At 59.0% G+C, this 18,076-nt stretch carries 15 protein-coding genes and 2 tRNA genes; 13 read left to right on the forward strand and 4 right to left on the reverse strand.

All coding sequences use genetic code 11. The features are described 5' to 3' along the window. Positions 1-73: 73 nt before the first annotated feature. The 7 genes from hfq to ABTV22_RS02485 all read left to right on the forward strand — a co-directional run bounded on the left by hfq (position 74) and on the right by ABTV22_RS02485 (position 8,717). Positions 74-334: an RNA chaperone Hfq gene (hfq, locus tag ABTV22_RS02455; RefSeq protein ID WP_007902656.1), complete on the forward strand. Its 261-nt coding sequence runs from the start codon at positions 74-76 to the stop codon at positions 332-334. A gap of 12 nt (positions 335-346) precedes the next feature. Next, entirely contained in the window at positions 347-1,648 is a 1,302-nt protein-coding gene (gene hflX / locus ABTV22_RS02460) for a ribosome rescue GTPase HflX (RefSeq protein WP_433738405.1), read from the forward strand. Between the two features lie 96 nt (positions 1,649-1,744). Next, the gene (gene hflK, locus ABTV22_RS02465) at positions 1,745-2,917 is read left to right on the forward strand and encodes an FtsH protease activity modulator HflK (protein WP_433738406.1); all 1,173 of its coding nucleotides are present in this window, start codon (positions 1,745-1,747) and stop codon (positions 2,915-2,917) included. Continuing rightward, positions 2,917-3,786, forward strand: a complete 870-nt coding sequence (gene hflC / locus ABTV22_RS02470) for a protease modulator HflC (RefSeq protein WP_008064109.1) — start codon at positions 2,917-2,919, stop codon at positions 3,784-3,786. Before hflK ends, hflC begins: the two co-directional genes overlap by 1 nt. A 312-nt stretch (positions 3,787-4,098) precedes the next feature. Next, positions 4,099-5,286: an ATP phosphoribosyltransferase regulatory subunit gene (locus tag ABTV22_RS02475; RefSeq protein ID WP_433738407.1), complete on the forward strand. Its 1,188-nt coding sequence runs from the start codon at positions 4,099-4,101 to the stop codon at positions 5,284-5,286. 54 nt (positions 5,287-5,340) lie between these two features. Continuing rightward, on the forward strand, positions 5,341-6,633 hold the full coding sequence (locus ABTV22_RS02480) for an adenylosuccinate synthase (RefSeq protein ID WP_433738408.1): 1,293 nt from the start codon (positions 5,341-5,343) through the stop codon (positions 6,631-6,633). A gap of 149 nt (positions 6,634-6,782) precedes the next feature. Beyond that, the gene (locus ABTV22_RS02485; RefSeq protein WP_433738409.1) at positions 6,783-8,717 is read left to right on the forward strand and encodes a methyl-accepting chemotaxis protein; all 1,935 of its coding nucleotides are present in this window, start codon (positions 6,783-6,785) and stop codon (positions 8,715-8,717) included. A gap of 86 nt (positions 8,718-8,803) precedes the next feature. Here the strand turns inward: ABTV22_RS02485 and ABTV22_RS02490 are convergent, their stop codons facing one another. The 4 genes from ABTV22_RS02490 to ABTV22_RS02505 form a co-directional block, all read right to left on the reverse strand. Next, positions 8,804-10,360, reverse strand: a complete 1,557-nt coding sequence (locus ABTV22_RS02490; RefSeq protein WP_433738410.1) for an ABC transporter permease — start codon at positions 10,358-10,360, stop codon at positions 8,804-8,806. Further along, positions 10,360-11,370: an extracellular solute-binding protein gene (locus ABTV22_RS02495; protein ID WP_433738411.1), complete on the reverse strand. Its 1,011-nt coding sequence runs from the start codon at positions 11,368-11,370 to the stop codon at positions 10,360-10,362. The genes ABTV22_RS02490 and ABTV22_RS02495 overlap by 1 nt, the downstream gene beginning before the upstream one ends. A 265-nt stretch (positions 11,371-11,635) precedes the next feature. Beyond that, a tRNA-Leu gene (locus ABTV22_RS02500) sits at positions 11,636-11,722 on the reverse strand. 181 nt (positions 11,723-11,903) lie between these two features. Beyond that, a tRNA-Leu gene (locus ABTV22_RS02505) sits at positions 11,904-11,990 on the reverse strand. A gap of 226 nt (positions 11,991-12,216) precedes the next feature. On the opposite strand from ABTV22_RS02505, the gene rnr reads away from it, so the two are divergent. The 6 genes from rnr (at position 12,217) to rplI (ending at position 17,951) form a co-directional block, all read left to right on the forward strand. Then, positions 12,217-14,844: a ribonuclease R gene (gene rnr / locus ABTV22_RS02510; RefSeq protein ID WP_433738412.1), complete on the forward strand. Its 2,628-nt coding sequence runs from the start codon at positions 12,217-12,219 to the stop codon at positions 14,842-14,844. Continuing rightward, positions 14,841-15,608 carry a 23S rRNA (guanosine(2251)-2'-O)-methyltransferase RlmB gene (gene rlmB, locus ABTV22_RS02515; protein ID WP_433738413.1) on the forward strand — a complete coding sequence of 256 codons (768 nt, stop codon included), beginning with the start codon at positions 14,841-14,843 and terminating at the stop codon, positions 15,606-15,608. Before rnr ends, rlmB begins: the two co-directional genes overlap by 4 nt. Before the next feature lie 265 nt (positions 15,609-15,873). Continuing rightward, on the forward strand, positions 15,874-16,296 hold the full coding sequence (gene rpsF, locus ABTV22_RS02520) for a 30S ribosomal protein S6 (RefSeq protein WP_010450485.1): 423 nt from the start codon (positions 15,874-15,876) through the stop codon (positions 16,294-16,296). A gap of 28 nt (positions 16,297-16,324) precedes the next feature. Beyond that, positions 16,325-16,555 carry a 30S ribosomal protein S18 gene (gene rpsR / locus ABTV22_RS02525; RefSeq protein WP_002551829.1) on the forward strand — a complete coding sequence of 77 codons (231 nt, stop codon included), beginning with the start codon at positions 16,325-16,327 and terminating at the stop codon, positions 16,553-16,555. 36 nt (positions 16,556-16,591) lie between these two features. Beyond that, positions 16,592-17,485 (forward strand): hypothetical protein, encoded by an 894-nt coding sequence (locus ABTV22_RS02530; protein WP_433738414.1) that lies wholly within the window; start codon positions 16,592-16,594, stop codon positions 17,483-17,485. A 19-nt stretch (positions 17,486-17,504) separates the two neighbouring features. After that, positions 17,505-17,951: a 50S ribosomal protein L9 gene (gene rplI, locus ABTV22_RS02535; RefSeq protein WP_007939577.1), complete on the forward strand. Its 447-nt coding sequence runs from the start codon at positions 17,505-17,507 to the stop codon at positions 17,949-17,951. Positions 17,952-18,076 lie beyond the last annotated feature (125 nt).

Genomic DNA, 18,076 nt, shown 5'->3' on the forward strand with positions numbered 1-18,076 from the left:
CTTGGGGGTGTGACGGTCACAAGCCATTTGTTTACCTATTTTTTTATATTGAATCCTTAAAGGAGTGCGGCACATGTCAAAAGGGCATTCGCTACAAGACCCTTACTTGAATACTTTACGTAAAGAGAAAGTTGGGGTGTCCATCTACCTGGTCAACGGTATCAAACTGCAAGGCACGATCGAGTCGTTCGACCAATTCGTTATCCTGCTGAAAAACACCGTCAGCCAGATGGTCTACAAACACGCTATCTCTACAGTAGTGCCGGTTCGTCCAATTCGTCTGCCTAGCGCAACCGAATCCGAAGCAGGTGATGCTGAGCCAGGTAACGCCTGATAGGAGTCTCCTTTGTTCTTTGAGCGCCACGGTGGTGGTGAGCGAGCCATTCTCGTTCACTTGGATGGTCAGGACCCTGAGGCGCGCGAAGATCCGCAGGAGTTTCAGGAATTGGCAATGTCGGCTGGCGCCGAGACCGTCGCGTTTTTCAACGTGCCGCGTAATCGGCCAACCGCCAAATACCTGATTGGCAGCGGCAAGGTCGAGGAACTGCGCGACCTGGTCAAAGCCGAACAGGTAGATCTGGTGATTTTCAATCACATCCTCACACCTAGTCAGGAACGTAACCTCGAACGTGTTTTCGAGTGTCGCGTCATCGACCGCACGGGCTTGATTCTCGATATCTTCGCCCAACGTGCCCGCACCCATGAAGGCAAGCTCCAGGTCGAACTGGCTCAGCTTGAGCACATGAGTACGCGACTGGTTCGCGGCTGGACTCACCTTGAGCGTCAGAAGGGCGGTATCGGTCTGCGCGGTCCGGGTGAAACCCAACTGGAAACCGACCGACGTCTGTTGCGGATTCGTTTGCGGCAGATCAAGGGGCGCCTGGAAAAGGTCCGCAGTCAGCGCGAGCAATCGCGTCGCGGCCGCAAGCGGGCGGACATTCCGACGGTTTCACTGGTGGGCTATACCAACGCCGGTAAATCGACGCTGTTCAACTCGGTAACCGAATCCGATGTGTTCGCCGCCGACCAATTGTTCGCCACTCTTGACCCGACCCTGCGCAGGCTTGAACTCGATGACCTGGGGCCGATCGTGCTGGCTGACACAGTGGGCTTTATTCGCCACTTGCCACACAAACTGGTCGAGGCATTTCGGGCTACGCTCGAAGAGTCGAGCAACTCCGACCTGCTGCTGCATGTGATCGACTCCCATGAGCCCGAGCGCATGGCTCAGATCGAACAGGTCATGGTGGTGCTCGGCGAGATCGGGGCCCAGGACTTGCCGATCCTGGAGGTATACAACAAACTCGATTTGCTCGAGGGTGTTGAGCCGCAGATCCAGCGCGATGCCGATGGCAAGCCGCAACGGGTCTGGTTGTCGGCCAAGGACGGTACTGGCCTGGACCTGCTCAAGCAGGCCGTGGCCGAGCTGCTCGGCGATGATTTGTTTGTTGGCACCTTGCGCTTGCCGCAACGTTTTGCTCGACTGCGTGCGCAGTTTTTCGAACTCGGTGCGGTACAGAAAGAAGAACATGACGAAGAAGGCCTCAGCTTGTTGGCCGTTCGTTTGCCACGGGCCGAATTGAATCGGCTGGTGAGTCGCGAAGGTTTGCAGCCGCTGGACTTCATCGAGCAACACACTTTGCAATAAAAGCCTGAGAAAGCGGTTGTGTCGTGGTGACAGGCATTCTGTAGCATTGGTCGGCGCGCCGTGGGTGCGTCTTTGCTTTATCAGATGGAGAGCGCTATGGCTTGGAATGAGCCGGGTGGCAACTCGAATAATCAGGATCCTTGGGGTGGCAAACGCCGTAATAACGGCGATCGCAAGGGGCCGCCAGATCTCGACGAGGCCTTCCGAAAGCTGCAGGAAAGCCTGAACGGGTTGTTCGGTGGTGGAAAGAAACGGGGTGATGACGGCGGTGGGCCGGGCAAGAGTGGCGGCTTCGGCGGTCTGCTCGGCATTGGTCTGGTCGTGTTGGCGGCCGTGTGGCTGTACAGCGCGGTCTATGTCGTCGACGAGCAGGAGCAAGCCGTGGTGCTGCGCTTCGGCAAGTACTACGAAACCGTTGGCCCGGGCCTGAATATCTATTTCCCGCCGATCGACAAGAAGTACATGGAAAACGTCACGCGTGAGCGTGCGTACACCAAGCAGGGTCAAATGCTGACTGAAGACGAAAACATCGTCGAAGTGCCGCTGACCGTGCAGTACAAGATCAGTAACCTGCAGGACTTCGTGCTGAGCGTCGACCAGCCGGAAATCAGCCTGCAGCATGCGACCGACAGTGCCTTGCGCCATGTGGTGGGTTCCACCGCGATGGACCAGGTGTTGACCGAAGGTCGTGAGCAGATGGCCAGCGAAATCAAGGAGCGTCTGCAACGCTTCATGGATACCTATCGCACCGGTATCACCGTGACCCAGGTTAACGTGCAGAGCGCAGCAGCACCGCGTGAAGTGCAGGAAGCCTTCGATGACGTGATCCGCGCCCGTGAAGACGAGCAGCGTTCGCGCAACCAGGCCGAAACCTATGCCAACGGCGTCGTGCCGGAAGCCCGTGGTCAGGCCCAGCGCATTCTTGAGGATGCCAACGGCTACCGCGACGAAACCGTCTCGCGCGCCAAGGGTGAGGCTGATCGCTTCACCAAGCTGGTCGCCGAGTACCGCAAGGCCCCTGAAGTCACCCGCCAGCGTCTGTACCTGGACACCATGCAGGAAGTCTTCAGCAGCACCAGCAAGGTTCTCGTGACCGGTAACAAGAATGGCCAGAGCAACCTGTTGTACCTGCCTTTGGACAAGATGGTCGAAAGTGGTCGCAGCACCAGCACCCCGGTGACCAGTGCAGCAGCCACCAGCAATGAAGCGAATGCACGTGCGGCAGCCGATCTGCAGCAACAGCAAGCACGTACCAGGGAGAGTCGCTGATGAGCAATAAATCGCTGATCGCCCTTATTGTCGGCGTCGTCGTGGCGATCGCTGCCTGGAACTGCTTTTACATCGTGGCTCAGACCGAGCGTGCGGTGCTGCTGCAGTTCGGTCGCGTGGTCCAGACCGATGTTCAGCCTGGCTTGCATGTGAAGGTGCCTTACGTTAACCAGGTGCGTAAATTCGACGCACGCCTGATGACGCTGGATGCACCGACACAGCGCTTCCTGACGCTGGAAAAGAAAGCCGTGATGGTCGATGCCTATGCCAAGTGGCGAGTGAAGGACGCTGAGCGTTTCTACACCGCGACTTCCGGTCTCAAGCAAATTGCTGATGAACGTTTGTCCCGTCGTTTGGAGTCGGGCCTGCGTGACCAGTTCGGTAAGCGCACCTTGCACGAAGTGGTATCGGGTGAGCGTGATGCGCTGATGGCCGACATCACTGCTTCACTGAACAAGATGGCTGAAAAGGAACTGGGTATCGAAGTGGTCGACGTTCGCGTCAAGACCATCGACCTGCCTAAAGAAGTGAACCGCAGCGTGTTCGAGCGTATGAGCACTGAGCGTGAGCGTGAAGCTCGCGAGCACCGCGCCAAGGGTAACGAGCTGGCTGAAGGCATCCGTGCCGACGCCGATCGTCAACGTCGCGTGCTGCTGGCTGAAGCCTATCGTGAATCCGAAGAGATTCGCGGTGACGGCGATGCCCAGGCCGCTTCGATCTACTCCAAGGCCTACGGTCAGGATCAGGAGTTCTACGCGTTCTACCGTAGCCTGCGTGCCTACCGTGAAAGCTTCGCGAACAAATCCGACGTCATGGTCCTCGACCCAAGTAGCGACTTCTTCCACTACCTGGAAAAAGCCAAGCCTTGATACGACGTTGACCTGAACCACCCCGCCGGGCGGCTAATACCTCTGGCGGGGTGATCCTTTGGGAAAACGTGTGTATGATGCGGCAGCCGGGAAATTCCCGGCTTTTTTGCGTCTGCACGTTTGATTGCTGTTTTTGTGTGGATACCCGGGCTGAATGGCCCGACAGGTTTTACGAGGAAAGTGCTTGGCGAAGCCCATTTCAGGCTTTTCGCTTCGTCGCTCATGCGCGTGGTTTGTGCTGGACCGAGCATTTTCTGCTTCACTCAAGGCTCGCCCAAAGGCTTGCCGCCCGGATCATAGGGGAATGGCGTAATGGCAACGGTAGACCGCTGGCTGCTGCCAGATGGCATCGAAGAAGTACTGCCACCGGAAGCGGCGCGCATAGAAGTCGCGCGTCGTCAGGTGTTGGATCTGTTCCAGAGCTGGGGTTACGAGTTTGTCGTGACTCCCCATATCGAGTACCTGGAATCCCTGCTGACCGGCGCGGGCCAGGACCTGGATCTGCGTACCTTCAAGGTCATCGACCCGCAATCGGGTCGGCAGATGGGTTTCCGGGCCGACATCACGCCGCAAGTGGCCCGCATCGATGCGCATACCTTGCGTCGTGAAGGTCCGAACCGTCTGTGCTACGCCGGTAGCGTGTTGCATGCCCAGCCACGCGCCTTGTCATCTTCACGCAGCCCAATCCAGTTGGGTGCCGAGCTGTACGGCGATGCCAGTCCGAGCAGCGACGTCGAAGTCATCAGCCTGATGCTGGCCATGCTGCAACTGGCCGATGTGCCGGACGTGCACATGGACCTTGGGCATGTGGGTATCTACCGCGGCCTGGCCCGCGCTGCCGGTTTGTCCGGTGAAGTTGAGCAGCAGTTGTTCGATGCGTTGCAACGTAAGGCCATCGATGAGGTCATTACCTTGACCGAGGGCTTGCCGGCCGATCTGTCGGCCATGTTGCGGGCGTTGGTCGATCTGTGTGGCGGTCGCGAAGTGCTGGAGGCTGCCCGCGAGCGCCTGGCCAAGGCTCCGGCCCCGGTTCTGGCGGCACTTGATGATCTGCTGGCGATTGCCGAGCGGCTGTCGGCGCGTTTCCCGGAACTGCCACTGTATTTCGACCTGGGCGAATTGCGCGGTTACCACTACCACACCGGTGTGGTGTTCGCGGTGTTTGTGCCGGGTGTAGGCCAGTCCATTGCCCAGGGCGGTCGTTACGACGACATCGGTGCCGACTTCGGTCGTGCCCGTCCGGCAACTGGTTTCTCTACCGATTTGAAAACCCTGGTGACCCTGGGGCGTGCTGAGATCGAGCTACCGTCTGGCGGTATCTGGATGCCTGACAGTACGGATGCGGCACTCTGGCAGCAGGTTTGCCAGTTGCGCAGTGAGGGTCAGCGTGTCGTTCAGGCTTTGCCTGGGCAACCTTTGGCCGCCGCCCGTGAAGCGGACTGCGACCGGCAATTGATTCAGCAGAACGGGCTTTGGCAAGTATCGCCACTGGCTTCTTGAGTTTTCCTGCCGGCCACCGCCGGCACCAAGTTTGCGCGAATGAGGACAAGTGTTATGGGTAAGAATGTCGTAGTCCTGGGCACCCAATGGGGTGATGAGGGCAAAGGCAAGATCGTTGATCTGCTGACCGAACATGCTGCCGCCGTAGTGCGCTATCAGGGTGGCCACAACGCTGGCCACACCCTGGTGATCGACGGCGAAAAAACCGTCTTGCACCTGATCCCGTCGGGCGTGCTGCGCGAAGGCGTACAGTGCCTGATCGGCAACGGCGTGGTGGTTGCACCTGACGCCCTGCTGCGGGAAATCAACAAGCTGGAAGAGAAAGGTGTTCCGGTGCGTGAGCGCCTGCGTATCAGCCCTTCCTGCCCGCTGATCCTGTCCTACCACGTTGCGCTGGACCAGGCCCGTGAAAAGGCCCGTGGCGAGCTGAAGATCGGCACCACCGGTCGCGGCATCGGCCCGGCATACGAAGATAAGGTTGCACGTCGCGGTCTGCGCATCGGTGACCTGTTCCATCGCGAGCGTTTCGCCGCCAAGCTGGGCGAGTTGCTGGACTACCACAACTTCGTGCTGGTCAATTACTACAAAGAGCCTGCGATCGACTTCCAGAAGACTCTGGATGAGTGCATGGAATACGCCGAGCTGCTCAAGCCGATGATGCTCGACGTCACCGCCGAGCTGCATCAGCTGCGTCGCGATGGCAAGGACATCATGTTCGAAGGCGCCCAGGGTTCCCTGCTGGACATCGACCACGGTACCTACCCGTACGTCACCAGCTCCAACACCACCGCTGGCGGCATCGCTACCGGTTCGGGTGTCGGCCCGATGTTCCTGGACTACATCCTGGGCATCACCAAGGCTTACACCACTCGTGTTGGTTCGGGTCCATTCCCGACTGAGCTGTTCGACGATGTTGGCGCGTTCCTGGCCAAGCGTGGTCACGAATTCGGTGCTACCACCGGCCGTGCCCGTCGTTGCGGCTGGTTCGATGCCGTCATCCTGCGTCGCGCTATCGACGTCAACAGCATCTCGGGCCTGTGCCTGACCAAGCTGGACGTACTGGACGGCCTGGAAACCATCAACATCTGTGTTGGCTACAAGAACCAGGACGGTGCAGTGATCGACGCGCCGACCGACGCCGACAGCTACATCGGCCTGGAGCCAGTGTACGAAGAGATGCCGGGCTGGAAAGAGTCCACCCTCGGCGCCAAGACGCTGGAAGAGCTGCCACAAGCTGCACGTAACTACATCAAGCGCGTTGAAGAGTTGGTTGGTGCACCGATTGACATTATTTCGACGGGCCCGGATCGCAACGAAACCATCGTTCTGCGCCACCCGTTCGCTTGATAAGCCGTTGATGTAAAACACAAAGGCCCCTTAACCGGGGCCTTTGTCGTTTATGCCTGTCGCGCGGCATGACCTTTGCAGTGAACATTGAAAAAAGCATGGCTTCCGGCGTGCTATCAATTTAATGGCGCCAAGCAGAGGGATTTCCAGTGTCGGCCGTTCTCTCATTGTTACAAAGCCGTCTTTTGCGGCCTGTGTTCGTTACTCTCGGTATCGCCCTTTTGGTGCAGGTGCTGGTGGCTGTTGCTCTGACCCGAAGCACGGTGACCGCGCTTGAGGCCGACCTGGGTGTGCGCCTGGGTGCTGACAGTCAAAAACTTTCCAGCGAGCTTGAGCAGGCGGGGCGTGAAGTTACGTCGAGCCTCGACAGCCTCTCCACCAGCACGCGTCAGCGCCTCACGGCCGGCTTGTCCTCTCGATTGAAAGAGGAGCAGGCACAGCTACGTGCAACCCTGGAAAAAGACCTAAAGGACTCCGCCAACGATATGGCGCAGCTTCTGGCTTCGGTCGCACCTCGTGCCATGTGGGACAGCGATGTTCCAACCCTCTCCGAATTCGCCCGTCGGGCCCAACGCAATCCCAATGTGCTGTTTGTGGTCTACGACGATGCGACTGGCCAGCATCTGACGCGCTATCTCAATCGGGAAAACCCGATCAACAAGGCGTTGCTGGAGAAAGGTCAGGGTGAACGAGCGCTGGACAAGGTGTTGGACGCGGCGAAGAACGATCCTACGGTCTACTACCTGGAAGCCTCGATCAATCCAAACGGGGTGGAAATCGGCAAGGTCTTGATGGGGATCTCCACAGCGTCGGTGGAAACCGACCTGGCGGCTCTCGACAAACGCTTCTCGGCCTTGATCGCCAGCAGTGATCAGCTGGTAGGCGACAGCCTCAAGGGTGCGGCGGCGGACAGCGCCGCAGCCATGCGTGCGCGGCTGCAGTCGGCGCAGTCCACTGCATCAGAAATGAAAGCCAATACCACCAGCACTGTACAGGACGCAGCAGCAACCTTGCGCTGGCGCATCGGCATGGGGTTGGCGGTAGTGGGTGCCGGCGTTCTGCTGTTGCTCGCGGTGGTGCTGGGGCGTCGAGTGGTCAATCGTTTGAAGATGCTGATTGGAGCCATGGATGACCTGGCGGCCGGCGAGGGTGATCTGACCAAGCGTGTGCAGATCAACAGCAAGGACGAGATTGGCGACATGGCCTCGGCAGTCAATCGCTTTGTGGATAAGTTGCAGCCCATCGTGCGCGAGGCCGGTGATGTAGCTCAGCGCACGGGTGTGGAAATTGGTGCCATGACCTTGCGCAATGCCGGAGCCGACGCGGCGGCGGGCATGCAGCGTGATGAGGTAGCTGAGAGCCTGCGCGCGTTGTCGCAAATGGCGGACGAGGCTCAGTCCGAGAGTCAGGCCATGCAGGCAGCGCTGAAGCAAGTGGTGGATATTCGCCAGGCCACCGACGAAAACACCCGAACCTCGGCGAAGGTTGGCAGCCTGATCGAGGCATTGGCCGGGCAGGTCGAAACCGGTGCGCAAGTGATTGAGCGACTGGCGCTACAGAGCGAGCAGATTGAAGTTGTGTTGACGGTCATTCACGGGATCGCCGAGCAAACCAATCTGCTGGCATTGAACGCGGCTATCGAAGCAGCGCGAGCCGGTGAGACCGGGCGCGGGTTTGCCGTCGTAGCGGATGAAGTGCGGGCGCTGGCGAGCAAGACCCAAAGCTCCACGGGCGATATTCAGGCCCACATCGTGGCCTTGCAGCAAGGCGCGCGTGAGGCGGTGGCGGCGATCGGTCAGGCGGGGCGCCAGGCTAACGAAGGTTTGCTGGTGCTGCGTGACAGCGCGCGATTGCAGCAATCGGTGCAGGCATCGGTGGAGCAGGTGCATGCGGCAATCGGTCTGGCAACCCAGGCCGCGGCGCATCAGGCGCAGGGTGCTCAAGCGGTGCGTGGTCGGGTTGAAACTATTCATGCGCAGGCCGAGAAAGCGGCCAAGGCGGTGGTTGAGACGACGGCCAGTGGCAAGGTGCTGGATGGTCTGGCGGCGCAGCTGAAGGCGAGTCTGGGGCAGTTCAGGGCTTAAAGATCAAAAGATCGCAGCCTTCGGCAGCTCCTGCAGGGGACGCATTCCCATGTAGGAGCTGCCGAAGGCTGCGATCTTTTGCTTTGTCAGCGGCTCAAATACATCCGCGTCGTCAGTAAATACACTGGCAACCCCGACACCAATATCAACAATGCCGCATAAGGCGCCGCCGCCGCAAACTCCACATTCGCGGTATGCGCCCAAACTTCCGTCGCCAATGTATTGAGTCCGGTCGGACTGAGCAGCAGCGTCGCCGTCAGCTCTTTCATCGCATCCAGAAACACTAGGGCAAAGGCTGCGCCCAATGCCGGGAAGATGATCGGTAAGGTTATCCGGCAAAACGCGGTGAACGATGAAGCGCCCAGTGTGCGCGCAGCTTCTTCCAGTTGCGGTGCGGCCTTGTTCAGCGCCGTGCGGATCGGTGCTTGGGCCAGAGGCAGGAACAGCAGCGCGTAAGCGATCAGCAGTAGTGCCGACGTCTGGTACAGCATTGGCACGTAGTGCAAGGCGAAATACACCAGGGTCAGGGCGATCACCAGGCCGGGTAGTGCGTGCAGCAGATACGGCAAGCGTTCGGCCCAGATTGCCAGTTGGCCTTTGTAGCGCACCACCAGCAATCCCACGGGCACGGCAAGTACCAGGCATAACGCCGCGCCACCCAGCGACAGCGCGAGAGACGACAGCAGTGCCTCGCTGATGGCGGCGACAGGGAAGGCCGCCGATGAACCCACGGCCAACCAGTACGCCAGCATGCCCAGCGGAATGCCGCTGCCGATCACTGCCAGCAACAAACAGTACAGCTGACCGGCAATCACCCAGGGGCCCAGTCGAACCTGTTCTGCTTGTCGCGCGGCGCCTTGTCCGGTGCGTACGTGCCGGCCTCTGCCACGAGCGCGCAGTTCCAGCCACAGCAACATCAGGCACAGCAACAGCAGTACCGCAGAAAGCATCGCCGCGTTGGCGTTACTGAATTCCAGTTCGAACTGCTGATAAATCGCGGTGGTGAAGGTTTGCAGGCCAATGATGGATAGCGCCCCGAACTCCACCAGCATGTGCAGAGCGATCAGTAGCGCACCTGCCAGTAGCGAGGGCCAGAGCAAGGGGAGGGTGACTTTGAAGAATACGCCCCAGCGATTCTGACCCAGTGTGCGGGCGGATTCTTCCAGGGACGGGTCGAGGTTACGCAGCGTCGCCGCAACAGGCAGGAAAATCAGCGGGTATTTGGACAGGGTCATCACCAGAATTGCCCCGCCCAGGCCTTCGAAGTGTGCGCTCAACGATACCCAGGTGAAGCTGCTGACGAACGCCGGCACAGCGAACGGCAAACACAGAATCACGCCCCACAATCGCCGTCCTGGCAGATAGCTGCGTTCCAGCAGCCATGCCAGGGACAGGCCGATCACGCCGCAGGCCAGCGTAACGCCGACCATCAGCGCCAGGGTGTTGCGCAACAGGCCAAATACATAGGGTCGCCACAGCAGATGCAACGCTTCTGCCCAGCCGGCTTGCCAGGCCTTGAGTCCGACGTAGGCCAGTGGCAGCAGGCTGAGTACGACCAGTAGCAGTACCGGAAGCACCAGCCAGATCGACGGTCGCTTGCGGCGCGGTACATAGCCGCCGGGGGCGGATAGCGATGTGCTCATCAGTTCAGTCCGACGTCGCGTTCCAGGTCCAGGGCTTCTTCGGCATTACCAAGATCGGCTGGCGTGACTTTCGGTGCCTCCAGTTCGCTGAACGGCTTGAGGCCGCGATCCGATTCCATGCCTTTGTGCAGAGGGTATTCGGCGGTGGTCTGAGTGATAACGCGCTGACCTTCTTCGCTGGCCATGTAGGCGAGCAATTGCTGGGCTTCTTTTGGATGTTTGCTGGATTTGAGCACCGCTGCGCTGGAAACGGTGATCAGTCCACCGACATCGCCGCCGGTGAAGTAATGCAGCTTCGAATCGAGCTGACCTTTTTCGCGCTGCAGGGCAAACCAGTAGTAGTTGTTGACCAGTACGGTGGCCACTTCGCCATTTTCCACGGCTTTGAGCGCAACCATGTTGTTGCTGTAGGTCTTGCCGAAGGCACGCAGCCCTGTCAGCCACTCTTCGGCGGCGTCCATGCCGTGCACCTTGATGATCGCGACGGCCTGCTCCTGGAAGGCGCCGCTGGTGGGCACGAAGCCGACCTTGCCCTGCCATTTCGGGTCAGAGAATTCCATGACCGACTTTGGCAGATCTTTTTCATCGATCAGCTTCGGGTTGAAGGCGACCACTCGCACTCGGGCGGTTACCCCGATCCAGGTGCCATTACCGGCAACGTATTCCTTGGGTAATACCGCCAGGGTCGCGTCGTCAGCCTTGGCCAGCAGACCTTGCTCGCCGAGCTTGTTCAGCGGCGGCGATTCTTCGGTGTAGATCACATCGGCGGGCGAGCGATCGCCTTCCTCGACAATTTGGCTGGCCAGTTGGTTGCTGCTGCCTTTGCGGACGTTGACGTGAATGCCGGTCTTGGCTTCGAAGGCTTTGGCGACGGCGTCACCGACTTCCTTATGTTGGCCGTTGTAGAGAGTCAGGGAAACCGGGTCGGCGGCTTGGGTGAGGGGGGTGGCGAGTGCCAGGCCGAGCAGGGTGATGGTCAAGCCGCGGCGCAGGGTATTTCGAAGCATCATTCGCAGGGTTCCTCACTGTCGCATTGCAAAAACTTGCAACAATGATAAACGATATTGTTTCTCAAATGCGCTTTACGGGTAGGAGAAGATTAGGTAGGAGCTGCCGCAGGCTGCGATCTTTTGATTTTGATGGGGCCAGCGTCGTCCGGGATCAAAAGATCGCAGCCTGCGACAGCTCCTACAGAAGCTTTCCAAACCCCAGAAACGCAAAAACCCGCTTTCGCGGGTTTTTGTGAAATTCAAGGTCGGAACCGTGAATTTGAATTGGTGCCCAGAAGAAGACTCGAACTTCCACGACCGTAAGGTCACCAGCACCTGAAGCTGGCGTGTCTACCAATTTCACCATCTGGGCAATCATCTTCAGCGTTGCCGCTGTTGATGTGGCGCACTATACGGACCGCATTTTGATCTGTAAACCCCTGATTTAATTTTAATAAATCAGTCCTGACAAAATGCATGTCCAGAATGCAAAAAACCCGCTTTCGCGGGTTTTTGTGTGAGTCTTGAAACTGATCTAGTCTCAAACTCGAAATTGGTGCCCAGGAGAAGACTCGAACTTCCACGACCGTAAGGTCACCAGCACCTGAAGCTGGCGTGTCTACCAATTTCACCACCTGGGCAGCATCGACAATGTGTCTGCGTTGTCGATGGCGCGCACTATACGGAGCGCCTTTTTAACTGTAAACCCCTGCCGGCCAAAAAAATGATTTTTTTTACCGGCGGTGCTTAAAACGCCCTTCAGGCGTCGACACAGGGCTTCAGAAGGACCTTATATAGCTTGAAATTTCCCGTTTCATGATGCCTATGCCAAACTAACCCGCATATAGACAAGGTGAAAACTCTCTAATGGCCGATTGGCAGTCCCTCGATCCCGAGGCCGCTCGTGAAGCGGAAAAATATGAAAACCCTATTCCCAGCCGCGAACTGATCCTTCAGCACCTTGCTGATCGGGGTTCGCCTGCTGCCCGCGAGCAACTGGTCGAAGAATTTGGTCTGACCACAGAGGACCAGATCGAAGCCCTGCGCCGCCGCCTGCGCGCCATGGAGCGCGATGCTCAACTCATCTATACCCGTCGCGGCACGTATGCGCCGGTGGACAAGCTCGACCTGATCCTTGGGCGCATCAGCGGCCATCGCGACGGCTTCGGCTTCCTGGTTCCGGACGATGGCAGTGACGACCTGTTCATGAGCCCGGCGCAAATGCGTCTGGTGTTCGACGGTGACCGTGCCCTGGCCCGTGTTTCCGGCCTGGATCGTCGCGGTCGCCGTGAAGGCATGATTGTCGAAGTGGTGTCCCGTGCTCACGAAAGCATTGTTGGTCGTTACTTCGAAGAAGGCGGCATCGGTTTCGTGGTTGCCGACAACCCGAAGATCCAGCAGGAAGTGCTGGTGACGCCGGGTCGCAACGCCAACGCTCAGATTGGTCAGTTTGTCGAAGTAAAGATCACTCACTGGCCGACACCACGCTTCCAGCCGCAAGGCGATGTGGTTGAGGTCGTGGGTAACTACATGGCGCCGGGCATGGAGATCGATGTTGCCCTGCGCACTTATGACATTCCTCACGTCTGGCCAGAGGCTGTGCTCAAAGAAGCCGCCAAACTCAAGCCGGAAGTCGAAGAGAAAGACAAAGAGAAGCGCATCGACCTGCGTCATCTGCCGTTCGTCACCATTGACGGCGAAGATGCCCGCGACTTCGATGACGCCGTCTACTGCGAAGCCCGACCGGGCAAGCTGCGCCTGTTCTCCGGTGGATGGAAGTTGTACGTGGCGATTGCCGACGTATCCAGCTACGTGAAACTGGGTTCGGCACTGGATGCCGAGGCGCAGGTGCGCGGCAACTCGGTGTACTTCCCCGAGCGCGTGATCCCGATGCTGCCTGAGCAGTTGTCCAACGGCCTGTGCTCGTTGAACCCACTGGTGGATCGCCTGGCCATGGTTTGCGAGATGACCATCTCCAAATCCGGCGAAATGACCGACTACTGCTTCTACGAGGCGGTCATTCACTCCCATGCTCGTCTGACCTACAACAAGGTCAGCGCCATGCTCGAGACGCCGAAAGCCACGGAAGCTCGCAAGCTGCGTGGTGAGTATACCGATGTCGTGCCGCACCTCAAGCAACTGTATTCGCTGTACAAAGTGTTGCTGGCCGCTCGTCATGTGCGTGGCGCAATCGATTTTGAAACCCAGGAAACCCGGATCATCTTCGGCTCCGAGCGCAAGATCGCCGAAATCCGGCCAACGGTGCGCAACGATGCGCACAAGCTGATCGAGGAGTGCATGCTGGCGGCCAACGTGGCCACCGCCGAATTCCTGAAAAAGCACGAAATCCCCGCGTTGTACCGCGTGCATGATGGCCCACCGCCTGAGCGCCTGGAAAAACTGCGCGCTTTCCTCGGCGAGCTCGGACTGTCTCTGCACAAAGGCAAGGAAGGTCCGTCGCCGAAGGACTACCAGGCCCTGTTGGCCAACATCAAGGATCGTCCGGATTTCCACCTGATCCAGACCGTCATGCTGCGCTCGTTGAGCCAGGCGGTGTACAGCGCCGACAACCAGGGTCACTTCGGCCTGAATTACGAGGCTTACACCCACTTCACCTCGCCGATCCGCCGCTACCCGGACTTGCTCACGCACCGGGCGATTCGCAGCGTCATCCACTCCAAGCAGGACACCCCGCACGTTCGCCGTGCCGGTGCGATGACCATTCCGAAGGCGCGCATCTATCCGTACGACGAAGCGACACTGGAGCAGCTCGGCGAGCAGTGCTCGATGAGCGAGCGTCGTGCCGACGAAGCGACTCGCGATGTCGTGAATTGGCTCAAGTGCGAGTACATGAAAGACCGCGTGGGCGAATCGTTCCCGGGCGTGATCACGGCGGTCACCGGCTTCGGCCTGTTTGTCGAGCTGACCGATATTTACGTCGAAGGCCTGGTGCACGTCACCGCGCTGCCGGGTGATTACTACCATTTCGACCCAGTGCACCACCGCTTGGCCGGTGAACGTACCGGTCGCAGCTTCCGACTTGGCGACACCGTTGAGGTGCGAGTCATGCGCGTCGATCTCGACGAACGCAAGATCGACTTCGAAATGGCGGAGAAAACCCTCACCGCGCCAATTGGTCGCAAGAAGCGTGGAGCGGAAACCGCGGCTCCTGTAGCGAAGACCGCAGCGGAACCCGCGCCGGCGAAAACCGGTCGTCGGCCCGCGAAAGAAAAGGCTGTCGAGGCTTATCGCCCGAGTGATGCAGCGGCGAAAAACGCCGAAGTGCGCAAAAGTCGTGAAATGAAAAAGGCGCTGCTGGCCGACGCGAAAAGCGGCGGTAAAGCGGCGTCTGCGGGAAAGACCGGACGGTCGGCGCCTGACAAGGCTGCCGGCGGCAAACCTGCCAAACCGAGCAAACATCGTAAAGGTCCGCCAAAAGCGGGCTCGGCCCCAGCCAAAAGCGGTGGGGCCCGTAAACCTAAGGCCAAGCCATGAGTCAGTTGGAAAAAATCTATGGCGTACACGCCGTAGAAGCGTTGCTGCGTCACCACCCCAAGCGCGTCAAGCAGATCTGGTTGGCCGAAGGTCGCGGTGACCCGCGGGTGCAGACGTTGATCGAGTTGGCCAACGAAAACCGCGTCCAGGTCGGTCAGGCCGAACGCCGTGAAATGGACGCCTGGGTTGAGGGCGTGCATCAGGGCGTGGTGGCAGAGGTCAGCCCGAGCCAGGTCTGGGGCGAGGCGATGCTCGACGAACTGCTCGATCGTACCGAGGGCGCGCCATTGTTGTTGGTGCTCGACGGCGTGACCGATCCGCACAACCTCGGCGCTTGCCTGCGTTCTGCCGATGCGGCAGGGGCACTGGCGGTGATCGTTCCGAAAGACAAGTCCGCCACCCTGACGCCGGTCGTGCGAAAGGTGGCCTGTGGTGCGGCGGAAGTGATTCCGTTGGTCGCCGTGACCAACCTGGCGCGCACCCTGGAAAAACTCCAGCAGCGCGGCTTGTGGATTGTCGGCACGGCGGGGGAGGCCGAGGTCAGCATTTATGACCAGGACCTGACCGGTCCGACCATCCTGATCATGGGGGCTGAAGGCAAAGGCATGCGCCGTCTGACCCGCGAACACTGTGATTATCTGGTGCATTTGCCGATGGCCGGTAGCGTCAGCAGCCTGAACGTGTCCGTCGCGACCGGTGTCTGCCTGTTCGAGGCGCAGCGTCAGCGTGGTGCCAAAGCCAAGGCTGCCGCCAAAAAGCCCTGATCCACGCAATCCCGTGTAGGAGTTGCCGCAGGCTGCGATCTTTTAAGATCAAAAAGATCGCAGCCTGCGGCAGCTCCTACAGGTATTGGTGTAATTGTTCAAATAATCACCAATTACCTTGCGCCTCCCACGTCCCTTCTCTACAATTGCGCCCCTTGCTGTGACGGCAGGCACGCATGTGCCCCGCGCCGGCAAGTCCATAAGTGTCATTCACTCCTTGTCTGACCGCTTTTGAGCGGCAGGCTACAACCCGTAAGGAGCATTCATGCGTCATTACGAAATCATCTTTTTGGTCCACCCGGATCAAAGCGAGCAAGTCGGCGGCATGGTTGAGCGTTACACCAAGCTGATCGAAGAAGACGGCGGCAAAATCCACCGTCTGGAAGATTGGGGCCGTCGTCAACTGGCCTACGCAATCAACAATGTTCACAAGGCTCACTACGTGATGCTGAACGTTGAGTGCACTGGCAAGGCCCTGGCCGAGCTGGAAGACAACTTCCGCTACAACGATGCAGTGATCCGTAACCTGGTCATCCGTCGCGACGAAGCCGTTACCGGCCAGTCCGAGATGCTCAAGGCTGAAGAAAACCGCAGTGAGCGCCGTGAGCGTCGCGACCGTCCTGAGCACTCCGACGCTGAAGGCGTTGAGGGTGATGACAGCGACAACAGCGATAACGCTGACGAGTAATCCACGGACCTTTTAAGGAGCCTATCAAATGGCACGTTTCTTCCGTCGTCGTAAATTCTGCCGCTTCACCGCTGAAGACGTGAAAGAGATCGATTACAAAGATCTCAACACTCTGAAAGCCTACGTATCCGAGACCGGCAAAATCGTTCCAAGCCGCATCACCGGTACCAAAGCTCGTTATCAGCGTCAGCTGGCCACCGCTATCAAGCGCGCCCGCTTCCTGGCCCTGCTGGCCTACACCGACAGCCACGGCCGCTGAGACCGGGTAGTCGACTCGTAGCAAAGGATTGAATGTATGCGTGCCTTGGCTGAGTTCATCATGCGGGGTCGCATGCAGGCCACTCTGGTAGTGGCTGGATGCGCGGCATTGCCGCTGCTGTATTGGTTGGGTGCTGCCGCCGGATGCCTTGTGCTCCTGCGGCGCGGATTGAAGGACGCCTTGGGCGTTCTTGCTCTGGGAATGCTGCCGGCTTTGATCTGGTGGCTTTACTCCGACGACCCACGGGCGCTTCTTGTGCTGCTGGGGTCTGCGAGCCTTGCGTTGGTTTTGCGCGCAAGTGAGTCCTGGAACCGCGTGCTGCTGGTCAGCATAGCGATGGGAGTGGTGTTTTCAGTGGTGCTGGGGATGGCTTTTGAGCCCCAGATCGAGATGCTGGCGCAGGCTTTGATCAAAGTCATGCCGTCGCTACTCGGTGATGTCTACCAGAAGATGTCGGTAGACGAGCAAGCGCGTTTCGCGTCCCTGATCGCACCAATCCTGACCGGCCTGATAGCGGCCTTGTTGCAAATCGTCAGTGTGCTGAGCCTGATTGTCGGGCGCTACTGGCAGGCGTTGTTGTACAACCCTGGTGGTTTCGGTCGCGAGTTTCGCGCCGTCCGAATCCCGCTGGGTCCCGCGATGTTGCTGCTGGCGGGCATGGTTGTGACACCGAATCTCGGTGTCCAGATGTCCATGCTTGTGCCGTTGTGCAGCGTACCGCTGGTTTTCGCCGGGCTGGCCTTGATTCATGGGCTGGTGGCGCAAAAGCGGCTGGCCAGGTTCTGGCTGGTGGGGTTGTACGTCACGCTGTTGCTGTTCATGCAGCTGATCTATCCGTTGCTGGTGGTTTTGGCCATCGTCGACAGCCTGATTGATTTTCGCGGTCGTCTGGCGCCGAAAGACGCCGATAACGCGAACGGTGAAGGTTAAAAGTTAAGAGGATTTCCACATGCAACTGATCCTTCTGGAAAAAGTCACCAACCTGGGCAACCTGGGTGACAAAGTGAACGTTAAGGCTGGTTACGGTCGTAACTACCTGCTGCCTTACGGCAAAGCTACCGCTGCGACCCCAGCCAACCTGGCTGCGTTCGAAGAGCGTCGCGCTGAGCTGGAAAAAGCTGCAGCTGACCGTAAAGCATCGGCTGAAAGCCGTGCCGCCCAACTGGCTGAGCTGGAAGTGACCATCACTGCCACCGCTGGTGACGAAGGCAAGCTGTTCGGTTCGATCGGCACCCACGACATCGCTGATGCACTGACCGCCTCTGGCGTTGAAGTGGCGAAAAGCGAAGTTCGTCTGCCGAACGGCACCATCCGCAACGTAGGTGAATTCGACGTGGCCGTGCACCTGCACGCCGAAGTTGAAGCCACCGTACGCGTTGTCGTGGTAGCAGCTTAAGCAGCACTTGTCGGCTGGCACCCTCGGGTGCTTGCCGGTAACATCGGGCACGATCCTGTTTACAGGTCGTGCCCTTTGTCTTTCTGGTACTTCCGTTTTTAAACCCCTGCTTTCCTGAACAACCA

It is taken from the genome of Pseudomonas putida (assembly GCF_050990305.1).
Taxonomy (GTDB): Bacteria; Pseudomonadota; Gammaproteobacteria; order Pseudomonadales; family Pseudomonadaceae; genus Aquipseudomonas; species Aquipseudomonas putida_AH.

What these genes read in the sequence shown, in the direction of transcription:
- rplI (WP_007939577.1), top strand. Translation starts at nt 17,505, where the DNA reads ATGCAACTGATCCTTCTGGAAAAAGTCACCAACCTGGGCAACCTGGGT.
- ABTV22_RS02490 (WP_433738410.1), bottom strand. Translation starts at nt 10,360, where the DNA reads ATGAGCACATCGCTATCCGCCCCCGGCGGCTATGTACCGCGCCGCAAG.
- rnr (WP_433738412.1), top strand. Translation starts at nt 12,217, where the DNA reads ATGGCCGATTGGCAGTCCCTCGATCCCGAGGCCGCTCGTGAAGCGGAA.
- hflC (WP_008064109.1), top strand. Translation starts at nt 2,917, where the DNA reads ATGAGCAATAAATCGCTGATCGCCCTTATTGTCGGCGTCGTCGTGGCG.
- hfq (WP_007902656.1), top strand. Translation starts at nt 74, where the DNA reads ATGTCAAAAGGGCATTCGCTACAAGACCCTTACTTGAATACTTTACGT.
- ABTV22_RS02475 (WP_433738407.1), top strand. Translation starts at nt 4,099, where the DNA reads ATGGCAACGGTAGACCGCTGGCTGCTGCCAGATGGCATCGAAGAAGTA.
- hflK (WP_433738406.1), top strand. Translation starts at nt 1,745, where the DNA reads ATGGCTTGGAATGAGCCGGGTGGCAACTCGAATAATCAGGATCCTTGG.
- ABTV22_RS02480 (WP_433738408.1), top strand. Translation starts at nt 5,341, where the DNA reads ATGGGTAAGAATGTCGTAGTCCTGGGCACCCAATGGGGTGATGAGGGC.
- ABTV22_RS02530 (WP_433738414.1), top strand. Translation starts at nt 16,592, where the DNA reads ATGCGTGCCTTGGCTGAGTTCATCATGCGGGGTCGCATGCAGGCCACT.
- ABTV22_RS02495 (WP_433738411.1), bottom strand. Translation starts at nt 11,370, where the DNA reads ATGATGCTTCGAAATACCCTGCGCCGCGGCTTGACCATCACCCTGCTC.
- rlmB (WP_433738413.1), top strand. Translation starts at nt 14,841, where the DNA reads ATGAGTCAGTTGGAAAAAATCTATGGCGTACACGCCGTAGAAGCGTTG.
- rpsR (WP_002551829.1), top strand. Translation starts at nt 16,325, where the DNA reads ATGGCACGTTTCTTCCGTCGTCGTAAATTCTGCCGCTTCACCGCTGAA.
- rpsF (WP_010450485.1), top strand. Translation starts at nt 15,874, where the DNA reads ATGCGTCATTACGAAATCATCTTTTTGGTCCACCCGGATCAAAGCGAG.